Raw genomic sequence first — 16211 nt, 5'->3', positions numbered from 1 at the left:
GTGCCGGCGGCGTCTCGTGCTGCGTCGCGTGCTACACGGCGTCGCGGGTGGCCTGCCAGCGGGCGAGCAGCCCCTCCGGGACGTCCTCGGTGGTGAGCGCGAACGTGCGGTGGTCGCGCCACTCCCCCTGGATGTGCAGGTAGCGGCGGCGCACGCCCTCGTCGCGGAAGCCGAGCTTGGCCACCACGCGCAGGCTCGGGGCGTTCTCCGGCCGGATGTTCACCTCGATGCGGTGCAGGCCGAGCACGCCGAGGCAGTAGTCGCCCGCCATGGCGACGGCGGTGGGGATCACGCCACGCCCGGCCACGTCCTGCGACACCCAGTACCCGATGCTCGCCGAGCACAGGGACCCGTACGAGATCTGGGAGACGGTCAGCTGGCCCACGAGCGCGCCGTCCAGCTCTACCGCGAACGGGAGGGTGGTCCCGGCGCGGGCCTGCGCCGACAGGGCGCGCAGGTACTCCCCGAAGGTCGCGACGCTCGGCCGCTCGCCGGGGCTGGTCGCCTCCCACGGCTCGAGCCACCGCGCGTTCTCGCCGCGCAGGCGCAGCCACTCGGTCCCGTCGCGACGGCGCAGCGGACGCAGCACGACCGCGCCCGCTGACCCGTCCTCGCGCAGGGTGACCGGCCAGGGCCGCGACACGGTCAGCCCCCGGACGTGCTTGTGCGTCATGCCACCCCGATCCGCCGGTCGTCCCGGCGCTCGATCCCGTGCCCGATCCTCTGCCCGATCCCGGAGAGCCCTGTGATCCGGGCCACCTCGGCGTCGCCCGGCGCGGGCCGGGCCCCTCGGCACGGGACCCTGCCACAATGGCCCCATGCGCGGCGACCGCAAGGGATCCTCACTCCATCAGCCGTACCCGCTCCTCGCCGGGATGGAGCCCTCCGAGGCGAAGGAGGAGCTGCGCAGGGCCGTCCGCGCGCACCGCGCGGAGCGCTCGCCCCGCCTGCGGGAGGAGGCGGCCGTCGCCTTCGCCGACGTGCTGGACACGCTGCCGGCCGTCCGCGACGCACAGACCGTCGCGACCTACGTCTCGCGGCCCACCGAGCCCGGCACGGGCGAGCTGCTCCGACGTCTCGAGGCGCGCGGCGCCCGCGTGCTCCTGCCCGTGCTCGGCGCGGGTCTGGCCCGCGACTGGGCGGAGTACGCCGGCCCCGACGACCTGCTCGAGCGCGCCCCCGGCCGCCCGCCCGAGCCGTCCGGACCCACCCTCGGCGCCGACGCCATCACGCAGGCCGACGTCGTCGTCGCCCCCGCGCTCGCCGTCGACAACCGCGGCGTGCGGCTCGGACAGGGCGGCGGCTGGTACGACCGGCTGCTGAAGATGCGGCGCCCCGACGTGCCGGTGGTCGTGCTCGTCTTCCCCGAGGAGGTCTACGACGCCGCCGCTCGGCCCCTGCCGCAGGAGGACCACGACGTGACCGTGCACGCCCTCGTCACCCCGGCCGGCTGGCAGCCGCTGCCGGCGCCCGCTCCCGCCCCCGCTGGTTGAGCCTGTCGAAACCGGGTCTCGACAGGCTCGACCGACCGGATCGTCAGGGCGTCAGGGTCGTCCGCACGTCCGTGGCGGCCTCGACGGCCCCGCGCGAGAACGGCCAGGCGAACGTCTCCCCCGCCGCCCACTCGTCGAGCTGGTCGTCGTAGTGGGACGACGCCGGGTGCCCGGCGGTGCCGGTCGCCGTCACCCACGTCGAGGCGTCCAGGTCGGCCAGGTCCACGACCATGCGCATCGACGGCCCGGTCGTGACGGCGAAGCTGCCGGAGCCGGCGTCCCACCCGGTGGCGTTGACGATCGACGACCCACCGGGCATCCGCACCGGGTCCGGGTTCACGTAGTCGCGCACGAGCCCCGGCACGCCCGGCCCACCGAGCACCGGGTGCTCCAGCGCGAGGGTGTGCAGGCTGCCCCAGTCCCAGTCCTCGGGCTCCTTGGACAGCTCGACCGTCAGGTCGCGGCGGGCCGTCGTGAGCGCCCGCGTGAGAATCTCGTCCCGCGTCTCCACGACGTTGACCGTGGTGCGGTCGTCCCAGAACGTGTCGTCGGGGCGCTCCAGCATGGACTGCACGACCTGGAGCCACTGCGACCCGCCGGACGGGCGCATGCTCTCCGGCAGGTCGTCCCAGAACGTCTCGGCGAGCAGGTTGCGCCACACGGCCGCGAAGTAGGCCGCGGCCGGCGAGTCGGCGCCGGTCCGGTAGTCCCAGTCCGCCAGCAGCTCCTGCCCCGCGGCGTCGAACGAGTCGTCCACCTCGAGGTCGAGCAGCACCGGGACGAGCATCCCGGCGAACGGCGACCAGTCGTCGTTTTGGATGCGGTTCATGTCCGCCGCGTCGAACGGGCGGCCGGCGTCGATCTGCTCGGTCAGGAGGGTGCGGATCCGCTCCGAGCGGTAGCCGAAGTCCCAGTCGGACGTGAGGTACGGCCCCGATCCGCCTGGCAGCACCGCCTGGTTCGCGGCGACGATGAAGCCCTTCTCCGGGTCGAGGGCGCGCGGCATCTCGTCCGACGGCACCCAGTCCTGCCAGTCGTAGCGCGGGTCCCAGCCGGGTCGCGGCCAGGTGCCGTCGGACGGCACGGGGCCCTCGACCTCGTCGCGCACCGGGATGCGGCCCGGGGCCTGGTAGCCGATGTGCCCGTCGGCCGTCGCGAAGACGATGCTCTGCGCGGGCACGTCGAACTGGGCGGCGGCGTCCTGGACGTCGCCGGCGTCACCGGCGGCGTCCATCGCGAAGATGGCGTCCGCGGTGCGGCCCGGCTGCAGGGCGGTCCACTGCAGCGCGACGTCGTACTCGCCGAACTCCGTCCCGGACTCGGTCGGCGACCCGACGACGTCCTCGACGCCGAGGACGTCGGACACGAGCGGTCCGTGCGTCGTGCTGCGCACCGTGAGGTCGACGGGGCTGGCGCCGGCGACCCGGATGGTCTCGGTGCGGACGTCGAGCGGCTCCCACTCCTCCGCCTGGGCGTCGCGCAGCCACGTGTCGCCGCGGACGCGCTCGACGAAGAAGTCGGTGACGTCGGCGCCCATGTTCGTCAGCCCCCACGCCAGGTCGGCGTTGTGCCCGATGACGACGCCGGGGAAGCCCGCGAAGGAGAAGCCCGCCACGTCGAACGGGCAGGCGTCGCTCACCTCGTTGCAGTGCAGGCCCACCTGCGACCAGATGCCCGGGGCGGACAGCGCGAGGTGCGGGTCGTTGGCGAGCATCGGCTCGCCGGACGCCGTGTGCTCGCCCGAGACGACCCAGGAGTTGGACCCGGCCGCGTCGCCGCGCCCCACCAGCACCGGTACGGAGTCCAGTGCCGTCCGCGCGGCGTCGACAGCCTCCTGGACGCCGGCGGAGGCGTAGTCGCCCACGGAGCCGGTCGTGACGTCGTCGGGCGACGCCTCCGCGGAGTCGCGGTTCGCCAGGTCGCGGGAGCGCAGGATCGGCGCGTTCCCGCTCTCGTCGTAGGCGGGGAAGAGCTCGTCGACGAGCTCGCTGTCGCCGAGCGTGCTGTACGCGAGCGCCCGGTCGAGCTCGGAGTCGTAGTTGCCGCGCAGGTCCCAGGCCATGGCCTTGAGCCAGGCGAGCGAGTCCACCGGGTCCCACGGCTCGGGCTCGGCGATCTCGACGTTCGCCCCCAGCACGGTGTACTCGACGGCGAGCTCCTCGGGGTCGCGGTCGTCGAGGTAGGCGTTGACGCCCTCGGCGTAGGCCTGCAGGTAGGCGCGGGTGGAGTCGGACACGAGGCGCCACTCCTCCTCGGCGACCCGCCGCCAGCCGAACGTCCGGGTGACCTTGTCCGCCTCGATCGCCTCCGGGACGTCACCGACGAGCTCGGCGAGCCGGCCCGCGGTCACGTGACGGCGATAGTCCATCTCGAAGAAGCGGTCCTGCGCCTGCAGGTAGCCCTGGGCGCGGAAGAGGTCCTCGGCGGAGTCGGCGTAGACGTGCGGAACGTCCTGCGCGTCGCGGCGGACCTCGACCGAGGCCGACAGGCCGGGCACGGTCTGGGTGCCCTCGTGGTCGGGCAGCGGCCGCCGGACGGTCACCACGGTGAAGGCGGTGGTGGCCACGACCGCAAGGACCACGACGACGGCGACGCCCACGGCGGCGCTCCGCAGCCGCGACCGACCGCGCGGCGCGAGCTCCTCGTCCGCCCGTTCCTCGTCCAGGTCGAGGTCGGTGTCGAGGTCGGGACCGAGGTCGGCGCCGAGGTCCGTCGGCGCCGACGTCGGGTCGTCGTCGGGAGAGCTGCCGGGTGCTGCGGGGTGGGCGGTCGATGACACGCAGGCGAGACTACCGCCCGCGTATGCTTGGCACTCGCATGACTTGAGTGCCAGCGATCCCCGCGGTCGCGGCGTCCGCCCCGAGGAGATCACGTGCCCACCTACGCGTACCGGTGCGCCGACTGCAACCACGTCTTCGACGTGCACCAGGCGTTCACCGACGAGTCCCTTACCGTCTGCCCCGAGTGCGGCGGAAGCCTGCGCAAGCAGTACGGCTCCGTCGGCGTGACGTTCAAGGGATCCGGCTTCTACCGCACCGACTCGCGCAAGGGGGCGTCGAGCTCGACCGCCTCGTCGAGCTCGTCCGGGTCGTCGTCCAGCGCGTCGACGTCGTCGTCCGGGTCGGGTTCGTCCGGGTCGGGTTCGTCCGGGTCGTCGTCGTCCGGGTCGTCCGCCGGGTCCGGCAAGGCCGCGTCGGCCTGACGGCCGGCCCCGAACCCGTCCCCAGGCGAGCGTCGTCCACAGCCGTCCGGCACCGCTCGCCTCCGGAGCTCAAGGCGCCCCTACCGTCGCGGCCATGCCCGACCGTAGCCCGCGCCCCCGCTCCCCCCGCACCCGCCAGGCCCCCGGCCGCGACCCGGCCGCCCGCCGGCGTGCCGCGCGCCGGCTGCGGTCCGTGCTCTGGCGCACGCGGTTCGTCCTCGCGGCAGCCTGCTGCGGCCTCGCGGCCGCCGTCGTCGTGCAGGCGTTGCGGCCCGAACCCCCGCCCACCGTCGACGTCGTGGTGCCGGCGCACCCGCTCGCCGCGGGGGAGCCCGTGCAGCCCTCCGACCTCTCGACCAGGACCGTCCCGGCGGAGCTCGTCCCCCCGGACGTGCTGACCGAGCCCGGCGCCGTCGTGGGCCGCGCGCCCGCCGTGCCCCTCCCCGCCGGCCTGCCGCTGCACGCCGACCTGCTGCCCGGCGGCGGGATCGTGGCGCAGGCGCCGAAGGGCGCCGTCGTCGTGCCCGTGCGTCTCGACGAGACCGCCGCCGGCTGGCTGCGCCCCGGCGACCGGGTCGACCTCCTCGCCCGGGACGACGGCGGCGTCGTGCCGGACCCGGGCACGGACGACGACGGTGCCGACGACGACGGCGACGTCTACCTCGCCCGCCGGGCGCTGGTGCTCCCGGGGCCTGGCACGCCCACGACCGACGGCGGCGGGGGCGGACTCCTCGGCGTCGACGACCCGGCGTCCGCGGCGCGGGACGTCACTCTCGTGGCCGTCGCGCCCGACGACGCGGTCCGGCTGTCCGCCGCGTCCGGGTGGGGCACCGTGGGCGCGGTCCTGGTGCCCTGAGGCTTGGTGCCCTGAAGCCTGGTGCCCTGAGGCGTCCCCTCGTTGCGGTCCGTGCCGAGCCCGGCGAGAATCGGCCACCGTCACCCAGGCAAGCGTCCGGCGTCCGCGCCGGCGACGCCGTCCGAGGCCGACTCCCAGGGGGAATCACATGAAGAACGTGCTGTCCGGGTTCAAGGAATTCATCATGCGGGGCAGCGTCGTCGACCTCGCCGTCGGCATCATCATCGGCGGCGCGTTCACCGCCGTGGTCACGGCGCTCGTCGACAACATCCTCAACCCGATCATCGGGGCGATCTTCGGCAAGCCCGACCTGACGAGCCTGTGGAACATCACCCTGCGCGCCGAGCACGACGGCATCCCGGCGTCGGTCCTGTCGGTCGGCGGCTTCCTCGACGCCGTGCTCAACTTCCTGATCATCGCGGCCGCCCTGTACTTCGCCGTCGTGCTGCCGCTGAACAAGCTGGCGGAGCGACGGGCCCGGGGTCAGGAGCCCGAGCCGGAGCCGCTGGCGCAGGACGTCGTGCTCCTGCAGGAGATCCGCGACCTCCTGGCCGCGCAGGCCGGCCGGCAACAACCCTGACGCGCCCGGCCCGTCCCCGTCCGGTCACGCCTCGCACGGTCGAAGGGTCCGTGCCTCCTCCGAGCGAGGTTGCCTCAGGTCCGGCCCGACGCCGTCACCAGTGGGGCGGGACGTCCCGGTGCAGCCGCTCGTCGTTCGACCCGTGGCCGCCGCGCTCGTCGTTGGTCACGCCGAAGCCCGACTCGCGCTCGGTCCCCCGACGCACGGCACGACGCGGTCCGCGCCGGCGCGCCGGCGGCGTGTCGCCGGGCGCGCGGCCGCTCTCGGTCCCGTTCTCCTGCTCGGTGTCGCGGTCGCTCACCGCACCATTCTCCACCCGCACCCGAACGCCTCCGAGAACGGGACAGGTCCCGCCGTCGAGCCCCGCGACGCGACCGGTCCCGTCCTTCGGAGCCGTCCCGTCGGTGGCGGCTCAGTCGGTGGCGGTTCGGTCGGTGGCGGTTCGGTCGGTGGCGGCGTCGCGGCGCCGCTCGGCCAGGGGCTCCGGCGTCTCGCCCGACGCCGTCTGCGCCTCGTCCTCGGCGGTGGCGTCGTCGGCGGTGGCGTCGTCGTCTGCCGTGGCCTCGGCGGCGGCCGCGACCTCGCCGTCGGCCGCGACCTCGGCGCTGCCCTCGACCACCTGAACGTCGGGCTCGACGACCTTGTCGTCGGGCTCGCCCTCGGGCACGACCTCGTCCTCCGCGGGGGGCCCGTCGGCAGGTGCACCCTGGGCCACGACCCCGCCGTCCACGACCCCGCCGTCCACGATCCCGCCGTCCATGACCTCGCCGTCGACGACGACGCTCAGCGGCTCGCCGTCCCGCTCGTCGTCCTCCTCGTCCGGGAGCACCGGCACGACGACCTCGCGCGGCGGCACGACGCCGCCGGCGGTGCCGACCCGCTCGTCGCGCACCCGCTGCACGAGGGCGCGCACGCGGTCGGCCTCGCTCGCGGGGTCGAGGAACGCGGCCGCCGACCAGACCTGCGTCACGACCCACCCCACGCGCTCGAGCCGCTGGGCGAGCTGCCGGTCGCGCACCCGCACGGACGGCTCGGCCACGTACGCGGCGTCGTCGGAGAGCACGGCGACGAGCAGCTCGCCCGGCAGGTCGGGGTGCCCGACGACGAGGGGGATGCGGTCGCCGTCCTCGGCGCCGTAGTCGGTCTCCACGAGGTAGCCGAGCTTCCAGAGTCGCTCGCCCAGGTCGACCAGGAGGCGGTCCGGCACCCGCCCGACGTCCACCCCGTTGCCGAGACGCACCTGGTCGGCGACGCCGGAGCGCCGCTCGGCCAGGTCGAGCACCTCGGTGAGCAGCCGGGGCCCGGCCCCGCGCAGCCGCTCGGGGTCGAGCGCGTCGGCGCGGAAGCAGGTGACGACGTGCAGCCGCTTGCGCGTGGCGCCGAGCGCGCCGAGCAGCATGGCCTCTCCCCCCGCCTCGCCGAGCACCCCGAACCGGTGCAGCACGCGGCCGTGCGGCGTCCGGCCGAAGCCCACGGACAGCAGGATCGTGTCGCGGGACAGGCCCGCCACCCCGGTGATGTCGGCGACCACCACGGGCTCGGGGCGCGACCCGGAGAAGAAGGGTGCGAGCGCGGGGTTGGCGCGCACCTCGGCGAGCAGCGCCTCGCGGACCCGGTCGGCGTGCGCCGCGGTCACGGTGACGATCGCGAACGTCTCTTCGGGCCGGGTCAGGGCGTGCTCGATCGACGCCTCGACGACCCGCTCCACCTCGGCCTGCGTGCTCTCCACGCTCCCCGAGACCGGGTCGGGCATGCCGGTGCCCTCGACGACGTCGAGGTGAACGAGCTCCTCCGCCCGTGGCAGCGGCGCCGGGCGCAGCAGGCCCTCGTAACCGTGCGCGGCGAGCAGCCGCGTCAGCTCGGGGTCGCGCCGGTTCTCGTACGGCTGCAGGGTGACCGCGGGCAGCAGGGCCGCGAGGTCGTGCACGCTCGACCCGGACGCCGAGCGCGGGTCACCGACGACGACGACCTGGCGGCCGCGCGCGAGGGCCGGGACCACGACCTCGGTGGGCACGTGCTGCACCGCGTCGAGGATCACGAGGTCGGCGGTGCGGTGCGCCGGCAGCAGGTGCGGCACGAGGGTGGGCGTCGCGACGAGCGCCGGCCGCAGCCGCCGCAGCACGTCGCCGTGCCGGTCGGCGAGGTCCCGCAGCGTCGTCAGGCGCCCCTCGATGAGCTCGGTGAACAGCGCCTCGGCCCCTTCGCGGTCCTCGCGCATTGCGGTGCCCAGGTGGGCCCGCGCCGCGACGCGCACCGGCTGGGAGAGCGCCGCCAGGTGCTGCCGGTCGAGCTCGCGGAAGCGCCCCGCGAGCGCGTCCAGCCCGGCGCCGTCCTGCCCGGCCAGCGCCGGGTCGGCGGCCAGGAGCTGCTCGAACACCGACGACCACCACGCCAGCTCGATCTCCGCCCCGACGAGCGCGGCGGGCGCCCGGCGGTGCGTGAGGTCGTCGACGAGGTCCCCGACGCCGGCCGTGCGCGCCCCGCGCAGGAGGCGGGTGCGTTCCGGGAGAGTCGCCAGCGCGCCCGCGTCGCCCGCCAGCCGCTGCAGGCGCGCCGCCAGCGCGTCCAGGTCGAGGTCGAGCAGGTGGCCGCCCAGCGTGGACGGGGCCAGCACCGGCTCGAGCGCCTCGAGGTCGATGCGCACCGCCTCGTAGGTGTCCTCGATCGACGCGAGCCCCTCGGGCAGCGTCGGCCAGCCGCCGCGCTGCGCGTGCTCGGCCCAGACCTCGCGCTGCTCCTGCACCTTGACGAGGGCCGCGTGCAGGTCGGGCACCCGGACACCGGGGCGCACCATGTCCTTGGCGCGCTTGCGCAGCCGGCGCCGCGCGAACCAGCCCATCTCGATGCCGTGCTCGGCCCGCCAGCGCCGCGACGCGGTCGCCTGGACCAGGTCGGCGGCGGTGCGCTCGAAGACCATCGGGTGGAAGAGGTCGAGCGTGCTGCGCATGCCGCCGAGCATGGTGAGCTGCTCGCCCCACCGGCGCACCGTCGTCGGCGTCGTCAGCCCGGTGACCTCTCCCGTGTACGTGACCTGGCGCCGCAGCTGCGGCAGCGTGACGTCGCGCAGCCGCTCCACGCGCACGAGCGCCTGCCGGGCGTCGTCGTCGGTGAGCAGGTGGGCGCCGAACCACGGCGTCGACGACGGCCGCAGCGTGAAGGCGCCGAGCTCGGCCGCGCGCACGAGGTCGGCGGCGATCGCCCGCCGCCGCTCGGCTCCGAGCGCCAGCACGGCCTCCGACGGCAGCCGCACGGGGGTCGACGGCGCGGGCTGCTCGGAGGTGAGGCGGGCGAGGGCCTGCAGCGCGTCGTACGCGGAGACCTGCCAGGGGCTGCGGCGCTCGTGCAGCGCCTCGATGTACCCGGTGAGCTGGGCGCGCGTGCCGATGAGCGCGTCGCGCACCCGCGCCGTCGCGTCGACGTCGACCTGCTCGGGCTCGCTCGCCATGGCCGCGAGGAGCCTGCGGGAGACGGTCTCGCGCCAGGTGGGCTGGGGCGGGACGTCGAGCAGCAGCGAGTCCAGGCCCAGGTCGTCCAGGCGCAGCGCGAGCCGGTCGGCCGCGCGGCGGTGCCCCGTCACGTACAGCACGGACCGGCCGGCCGACGTCGCCTCGGCGACCACGGCCGCGAGCGTGCCCGCCACGTCGGAGCCGACGGGGGCGTCGACGAAGAAGTGACCGCCCGTGGCCAGCGCGTCGAGCACGTGCCGCTGCTGCGGGTCGAGGTCGCCCACCCCGCGCTCGCGGGTCGGGTCTGCGTCGCCGCGCCGCGGCTCGGGCAGCTCCAGCGCCCCGAGCCGCGCGGCCGACTCGTCCACGCCGGCGAGCGCCGACACCACCTCGTGGCGCTGCAGCGACGGGGCCAGCTCGTCGAGGTCGTCCACGAGGATCTGCCCGGGGTGCACGAAGGTGCCGACGAGCACGCGCCGGTCGAGCCGGAAGTCGTCGAGCACGGCCTCGCCGAGCGCCGCAACCCGCGCGAGCACGTCCGTCGGGTCGAAGCCCGCGAGGGTGAACGTGGCCTTCGCGAGCGCCGCCGGGTCGAGGAGCGCGCCGTGCGCCCGCAGGGTGCGCGCGACGACGGGGTTGATCTCGACGGTGGGCTCGAGCGTGAGGTCGTAGTCCGCGCCGCCGTCCCCGCGCGGGGTGAGCGTCACCGGCCGCAGCACGACCGGCGCGTGCACCACCCGGCCGCGGGCGGGCGCGTCGCCGGCTCCGGCCTCGCCGTCAGCGGTCGGCCCGGCGGGGGGCGCAGGGCGCGGGGGCGGCTGGTCGCCGTGCTCGCGGGACGCCATCGACACGACCGGGATCGACGTCGTGAGCGCGGGTCCCTCGTCGTCCGTGACCGGGGGGACGTGGGTGGCCGACGGCCGGTCGTCCGGCGCGGCGCCGTCCTCGGGCTCGCCGTCCTCGTGCCAGGCGTCGTCGGCCGCGTCGTCGTTGACGGCGGCCGCGCGGACCGACGGCCCCGACGCGACGCGGGCGAGCGCCGCCACGTCGTGCCGCTGCGGCCCGCCGCCGCCGAACGGCACCTCCGGGGCGTCCTCGTGCTCGACCCAGGTGGCCACGCCGATCGCCAGGTACGTGGGCGCGACCCCGTACCGCGACGCGTGCTCGGCGGAGCGGGCCGCGACCGCCCGGGCGCGACGGCGCGCCGCCGGGAGGGCGTCCCCCTCGCGCACCAGGTTGGACAGGCGGGTAGGGCGGCCGGCGAACAGGCCCGCCACGCCCGAGGGGTGCGCGGCCGAGAGGTCGACCACCGCCTCGCCGAGCAGGCCGACGTCGGACAACGACGAGCCGCCCACCATCTCCACCAACGAGGCCCGCCACCGCCGGGTCGCGGACTCGACGGCGTCCGCCGCCGCGGGCGGCGGCACCGGACCTGCGGACCGCGCGTCCCTCCCGGCGCCGTCCTGGTCGCCCCGCGCACGTGGGCGCGCGGCGTCACCACCGGCGGGGCGGTCGGGGGTCGTCGCGTCGGGGCCGTGTCCCCCCGTGCCCGGGCGCACGTCACCCGGGCCGCCCCCGGGGGAGGCGGCCGGCTCGGCGGGCTCCACGGCCGAGGGGGTGACCGCGGTCGTGGCGGTGGATCGTCGGGCGGCTCTCACGCCAGCACGGTAGAACGGCGGGCGGGCCGCGAGGGGGTCGGCGCGCCGACGGCGGCGTGACGGGCCCGATACGAGTCGACGCCCCCTCGGCGGGGGGTCCGAAGGGGCGTCGCGACCGGGCAGGCCCGGCGTGGGACAGCGCGCACCGCGCAGGGGGCGGGCGATGCGCGCTGCCATCGAGAGTGTGCCGCCCGGCGCGGCAGTCCGTCAATACCCGGGACCCGGCGTCCTCGCAACTCGAACGACGAGAAAACGTCGTCGCGATGCGATGCTCCGGGCACCTAGGCTGCTCGCTCGTGAGACGAGCGGTGGCGAGGACGGTCGAGGCGGTGGCCCCGGCACGCATGGGTACGGGCTTCCGGTGGCTGCTGTCGTCGTCGTGGACCAGCAACATCGGCGACGGTGTCGCCCTCGCCGCGGGGCCGCTGCTCGTCGCGTCGCAGACGGACTCGGCGTTCCTGGTCGCGCTGGCGGCCATGCTGCAGCGCCTGCCCTGGCTGATCTTCGGCCTGTGGGCGGGCGTGCTCGCCGACCGCCTCGACCGGCGCCGCCTGGTGATCGTCGCCAACCTGCTGCGCACGGTCGTCGTCGCCGCCCTGTGCGTCGTCGTCGCGACCGGGCACGTGAGCATCGGCGTCGTGCTCGCCGCCATGCTGCTGATGGGCGTCGCCGAGGTGTTCGCGGACACCACGTCCCAGACGCTGCTGCCGATGCTCGTGCGCCCCGCCGACCTCGGCATCGGCAACTCGCGGCTGCAGGCCGGGTTCCTCACCGCGAACCAGCTCGTCGGCCCGCCGCTGGGCGCGTTCCTCTTCGCCGCCGGGATGGCGTGGCCGTTCGTCGTGCAGGTGCTGTGCGTCGTGCTGGCGGTGCTGCTCGTCGCCCGCGTCGTGCTCCCGCCGGTTCCCGACGACCCGCACGCCTCGGGGGCAGCACGCAAGACGCACGTGCGACAGGACGTCGCGGAGGGACTCCGCTGGATCTGGAACCACCCCCCGGTGCGCACGCTCGCCCTCGTGATCCTCGTCTTCAACATCACCTGGGCGATGCCCTGGGGCATCCTCGTCAAGTACTCGCTCGACCACCTGCACATGGGCGAGGTCGGGTTCGGCCTGCTGACGACGGCGTCCGCCGTGGGCGGCCTCATCGGGACCTTCGCCTACGGCCGGCTCGAGCGCCGGTTCTCGATGGCGACCCTGATGAAGGTCTGCCTCTCGCTCGAGGTGGTGTTCCACCTGGCCCTCGCGCTGGCGAGCACCGGGTGGGTCGCGCTGGTGATCCTGTTCGTGTTCGGCGCGTACGCGTTCGTGTGGGGCACCGTGTCGAACACGGTGCGCCAGCGCGCGGTACCCACCCGGTTCCAGGGGCGCGTGGCGTCGGTCTACATGATGTGCGTGTTCGGCGGCATCGTCGTGGGCAACGCGCTCGGCGGCGTCATCGCCGAGCGATGGGGGCTCACCGCGCCCATGTGGTTCGGCTTCGTCGGTGCCGGTGTCACGCTTGCGCTGGTGTGGCGGCAGCTCGCGAACATCGCCCACACCGAGTCGACCGACTGACGAGGTAGTCCGGGCTCCCGCCGAGGCAGTCCGGCTTACTCGCCTGTCGCGCCGTCCGCGAGCTCGCGTGCGACGTCGAGATGGCCGGCATGGCGGGCGTACTCCTGCAGCACGTGGAAGCAGATCCACGCGAGCGTGGGCGGGGTCCCGTCGCCTGCGACGAACCGGCCGCCGACGGCGCCGCGCTCGGCGAGGTCGTGGTGCGCGACGATCTCGCGCGTGCGCATGCCGCCGGCGTCCAGCGCCTCGACCAGCGCGTCCAGGCCGACTCCGTCGGTCACGTGCCAACGGCCCTCGGGCTCGCCGGTCTCGTTGTCGCCCCACGGGTCCGCGACCTGCTCGCCGAGGAACCCCCACACGAACCAGCGGCGCTCCATGTGCACGAGGTGGGTCAGCATCTCCAGCGGCGTCCACCCGCTCGGCAGCAGGCTCGTACGCAGCTGGGCGTCCGTCATGCCCTCGAGCTTCCGCACCACCGCGGCGCGGTAGTAGTCCAGGTAGGCCACGAACTGGGCAGCCGGGTCGGCGGAGTCCAGGCGGGGTTCGACGTCGGAGAGTGGCATGCGGGCAGCGTACGACGCCGATGCGCCGGGCCCGAGCGTGGCGACTACGCCGGCTCCGCACCGTCCTGGGAGGACAACGAGGTCGAGACGAGAGAGTCGCTCGTCCTGCTCTCTGCATCGTCCTCAGGCACAGCCCTGACCCTCGGCGGCGCCGCGGACCAGGCCTTGAGGTGCTGCATCACGTCGGCGTAGGAACCGTCCACCGTGTCGAGCACCGAATCGATGAAGCCTCCACGACCACGACCTCGCTTCGCACCCATCGGCGCGGACATCGCGACCCTGAACGACCGAAGCTCCTTCTTGGGGTCCACGATCAGGAGAGCAGGGTCCTCTCGCACGTCGCGGAGAAGCTCAGCGGCACCCGCGCCCCGCGAATGCGCGACGAACGCCTCGACCCTGACGGACTCGGGCGCGTTCCTGAGCTGCCGGACCAGCCATTTCACCCGGGTTGCCGGCCGCCCCTCGCGAGGGGCGTCGATGTCCACGTGGCACGTGATCGTGCGTGCGCGCAGGTCCGCAGTCACCACCAGGTTCCCGACGGTGTCCGGAATCCGGACCGCTCCGCTCAGCCCGCCGTCGCTCACGAGCGAGGCGATCAGGCCCTGGGTCCGCACGGCGGGTTCGGCGAGCTCCTTCCGCGAGAGCACGGTGGTCACCTCGGCTCCCAAGGTTCGGCCGAGCTCGAGGCCGGCGAACCGCAGCAGCGCGTCGAAGCGCGCAGCCACCTCGTCCACGCCCTTGTCGTTCGGGCGGAGCGTGCCCGCTCGCACGCCGTCCCGGATCGCGACCCAGGACTCCCCCATGTCCTCGAACTCGAGAGCGCCCGACCGCGGATGCTCTAGGTACCGGACCAGCTCGCCGAGGATCCAAGCCTGGTCCGGGTCAGCGACGCCACGGAACTCCTTCTGCATCACCGCCTCGGCGAGGACCTGTGTCCACGAGAGGTGATGGAGGGCGACCTTCCGCAGTAGTCGCTTGTCGACCTTGGTCGGGTGCTGCCCGACGACCGGAGGGATTTGGTTTGAGATCGTGATGACGGCGTCGAAACCTTGCTCCTTCGCGATATCCAGGTAGTTCTCGATCTGCTCGATACCGAGCTCGTTGCGACCGGTCTTGACCTCGATCAGTGCGGTCCAGCTCTTCTGCCCTCGTCGCACCCGGAGCAGGCCGTCGGGATAGAGCCGCCTCTCGCCCAGGACGAACGGGACCTCGATGAACGCGTCGAGGTTGCCGGACGGGGCGCTGAAGGGCTTCGTCAGCGCCCGCCCGAACTCGCGCACGGCCACCATGACGGCCGGCAGCGCCGACGTGGCGCGCCGTTCTTGCTCCTCGGCGCCGTTGATCCCCGACGTCGGGATCAGCCGTGCCTCGTGCCAGGGCTCCTCGGCCATGAGGGATCAGCTCCGTTGCTGTCGACCGCACCTTCCCAGACCGTAGCCCCGGGCGCCGGCTGTGGCACGACGGAACCCCAAAACGTCACCCGTCGTGACACCCGGTCTCGCCGAGGGACCGAGCATCGGCCGTCGCCCGGTGTCCCCAGCGCGGCAAGTCTTAGCACCGCCGACGCGCCTTAACGGCACTTGTTAAACCTACCGGACGTCGTTAACTTCGTGGCATGGATCGTGCCCGGAACCCCTATACGCCCAACGCTGGGGCGCCACCGCGCTACTTCGCTGGCCGTGCCGCTGAGGTCGAAGACTTTCGCGTCCTGCTCAAGCGGCTGGCGGCCGGCTACACCGAGCAGTCGGTGGTCGTCACCGGGCTTCGTGGGGTCGGCAAGACGGTCCTCCTCGGGGAATACCGACGTATCGCTGAGGAAGAACGCTGGGTCGCCATCGACGCGGAGGTCTCCAAGGGCAGCGACTTCGGCCCGCAGATGGCGAACCTTGCGCGACGAGCTCTGCTGCAAGTGTCACCCAAGGTTCGGTGGGGCGACCGGGCGAGGGCTGCCGCGGCCGCGATCAAGTCCTTTTCCCTCACTGTCCAGCCCGACGGCTCGCTGACTGGGGGCCTGGACGTCGAGCAGGCCTGGGGCAAGGCCGACACGGGGATCCTGAACGAGGACTTGGCGGATGTCTTCGAGGCGATCGGCGAGGCTGCCAAGGAGAAGGATAGCGGAGTAGTCTTCCTTTTCGACGAGATCCAGTTTCTCCATAAGAATGCGCTCGAGGCGCTTATCGGTGCTGTGCATCGCACCGTGCAACGCAGGTTGCCGGTGACCTTCGCCGGTGCCGGCCTTCCGCAGCTGCCCGGTCTGGCAGGCGAGGCGAAGTCCTACGCGGAGCGACTGTTCAAGTTCCCCCTCATTGGCGAGCTGCCGGAGCCCGCCGCGCGGGAGGCATTGGTCCTTCCCGCGCGAGCCGAGGGCGTCGACTACGAGGTCGCCGCAGTCGACGAGATCCTCCGCTACACGGAGGGATATCCGTACTTTCTGCAGGAGTACGGACGAGCCGCATGGAACGTCGCCGAGGGTTCGACGATCACACGAGCTGACGTCGCCGCCGCTGGCGACGTCGTCGACGCTGAACTGGACGAGAGCTTCTTTCGCGCACGCGTCCAGCGGTCGTCTCCTGAGGAGCTGCGTTACATGCGAGCGATGGCCGAGCTCGGACCGGACGCTCAGAAGGCCGGCGACGTGGCCAGTGTCCTGAGCAAGACCTCTGAACAAGTCGCGCCAATCCGGGCACGCCTCGTCAACAAGGGTCTGCTGTACACGCCACGACATGGATACGCGAAGTTCACGGTTCCCCAGTTCGACCGCTTCATGACGCGCTACATGGAACTCGACTCCGTGCCGCCGGCATAGCGGCCCATCCCCATCAGGCAGCCCGCGAACGGCGGGCACTCGGCGAACAGG

General features: G+C 74.0%; 12 protein-coding genes. 6 read left to right on the top strand and 6 right to left on the bottom strand.

Going from position 1 to position 16211, the window contains the following annotated elements:
* Positions 1-31: 31 nt before the first annotated feature.
* Complete coding sequence (locus tag ABD254_RS14640) at positions 32-673, bottom strand: GNAT family N-acetyltransferase (RefSeq protein ID WP_344249155.1); 642 nt, start codon at positions 671-673, stop codon at positions 32-34.
* 145 nt (positions 674-818) lie between these two features.
* On the opposite strand from ABD254_RS14640, the gene ABD254_RS14635 reads away from it, so the two are divergent.
* A complete protein-coding gene (locus tag ABD254_RS14635) occupies positions 819-1493 on the top strand; it encodes a 5-formyltetrahydrofolate cyclo-ligase (protein ID WP_344249154.1) in 675 nt (224 codons plus the stop codon).
* A 43-nt stretch (positions 1494-1536) separates the two neighbouring features.
* On the opposite strand, the gene ABD254_RS14630 is transcribed toward ABD254_RS14635, so the two are convergent.
* Positions 1537-4272 (bottom strand): penicillin acylase family protein, encoded by a 2736-nt coding sequence (locus ABD254_RS14630; protein WP_425553801.1) that lies wholly within the window; start codon positions 4270-4272, stop codon positions 1537-1539.
* A gap of 93 nt (positions 4273-4365) precedes the next feature.
* Between ABD254_RS14630 and ABD254_RS14625 the strand changes: the two genes are divergently transcribed.
* The 3 genes from ABD254_RS14625 to mscL all read left to right on the top strand — a co-directional run bounded on the left by ABD254_RS14625 (position 4366) and on the right by mscL (position 6131).
* On the top strand, positions 4366-4695 hold the full coding sequence (locus tag ABD254_RS14625; RefSeq protein ID WP_344249153.1) for an FmdB family zinc ribbon protein: 330 nt from the start codon (positions 4366-4368) through the stop codon (positions 4693-4695).
* A gap of 94 nt (positions 4696-4789) precedes the next feature.
* Complete coding sequence (cpaB, locus tag ABD254_RS14620; RefSeq protein WP_344249152.1) at positions 4790-5551, top strand: Flp pilus assembly protein CpaB; 762 nt, start codon at positions 4790-4792, stop codon at positions 5549-5551.
* A 148-nt stretch (positions 5552-5699) separates the two neighbouring features.
* Complete coding sequence (gene mscL, locus ABD254_RS14615; RefSeq protein WP_344249151.1) at positions 5700-6131, top strand: large conductance mechanosensitive channel protein MscL; 432 nt, start codon at positions 5700-5702, stop codon at positions 6129-6131.
* Between the two features lie 94 nt (positions 6132-6225).
* On the opposite strand, the gene ABD254_RS14610 is transcribed toward mscL, so the two are convergent.
* Both ABD254_RS14610 and ABD254_RS14605 read right to left on the bottom strand, forming a co-directional pair.
* Entirely contained in the window at positions 6226-6432 is a 207-nt protein-coding gene (locus ABD254_RS14610; protein ID WP_344249150.1) for a hypothetical protein, read from the bottom strand.
* Positions 6433-6543: 111 nt separating this feature from the next.
* Positions 6544-11235: a hypothetical protein gene (locus ABD254_RS14605; protein WP_344249149.1), complete on the bottom strand. Its 4692-nt coding sequence runs from the start codon at positions 11233-11235 to the stop codon at positions 6544-6546.
* Between the two features lie 308 nt (positions 11236-11543).
* Here ABD254_RS14605 and ABD254_RS14600 point away from each other — a divergent pair, with 308 nt between their 5' ends.
* The gene (locus tag ABD254_RS14600) at positions 11544-12791 is read left to right on the top strand and encodes an MFS transporter (protein ID WP_344249316.1); all 1248 of its coding nucleotides are present in this window, start codon (positions 11544-11546) and stop codon (positions 12789-12791) included.
* A 35-nt stretch (positions 12792-12826) separates the two neighbouring features.
* On the opposite strand, the gene ABD254_RS14595 is transcribed toward ABD254_RS14600, so the two are convergent.
* Together ABD254_RS14595 and ABD254_RS14590 are read right to left on the bottom strand one after the other, a co-directional pair.
* Positions 12827-13354: a DinB family protein gene (locus ABD254_RS14595; protein ID WP_344249148.1), complete on the bottom strand. Its 528-nt coding sequence runs from the start codon at positions 13352-13354 to the stop codon at positions 12827-12829.
* Between the two features lie 44 nt (positions 13355-13398).
* Positions 13399-14745 (bottom strand): hypothetical protein, encoded by a 1347-nt coding sequence (locus tag ABD254_RS14590; protein WP_344249147.1) that lies wholly within the window; start codon positions 14743-14745, stop codon positions 13399-13401.
* 224 nt (positions 14746-14969) lie between these two features.
* Here ABD254_RS14590 and ABD254_RS14585 point away from each other — a divergent pair, with 224 nt between their 5' ends.
* Entirely contained in the window at positions 14970-16160 is a 1191-nt protein-coding gene (locus ABD254_RS14585; RefSeq protein WP_344249146.1) for an AAA family ATPase, read from the top strand.
* Positions 16161-16211 lie beyond the last annotated feature (51 nt).

The sequence above is a fragment of the Isoptericola hypogeus genome (assembly GCF_039531145.1).
In the GTDB taxonomy this organism is placed as follows: Bacteria; Actinomycetota; Actinomycetes; order Actinomycetales; family Cellulomonadaceae; genus Isoptericola; species Isoptericola hypogeus.
Note: the sequence above shows the minus strand (reverse complement) of the source record. Positions and strands in the feature narration are given on the sequence as shown.

Coding starts and splice junctions, on each gene's coding strand:
- ABD254_RS14640 (WP_344249155.1), bottom strand. CDS start 673: ATGACGCACAAGCACGTCCGGGGGCTGACCGTGTCGCGGCCCTGGCCG.
- ABD254_RS14635 (WP_344249154.1), top strand. CDS start 819: ATGCGCGGCGACCGCAAGGGATCCTCACTCCATCAGCCGTACCCGCTC.
- cpaB (WP_344249152.1), top strand. CDS start 4,790: ATGCCCGACCGTAGCCCGCGCCCCCGCTCCCCCCGCACCCGCCAGGCC.
- mscL (WP_344249151.1), top strand. CDS start 5,700: ATGAAGAACGTGCTGTCCGGGTTCAAGGAATTCATCATGCGGGGCAGC.
- ABD254_RS14595 (WP_344249148.1), bottom strand. CDS start 13,354: ATGCCACTCTCCGACGTCGAACCCCGCCTGGACTCCGCCGACCCGGCT.
- ABD254_RS14590 (WP_344249147.1), bottom strand. CDS start 14,745: ATGGCCGAGGAGCCCTGGCACGAGGCACGGCTGATCCCGACGTCGGGG.
- ABD254_RS14585 (WP_344249146.1), top strand. CDS start 14,970: ATGGATCGTGCCCGGAACCCCTATACGCCCAACGCTGGGGCGCCACCG.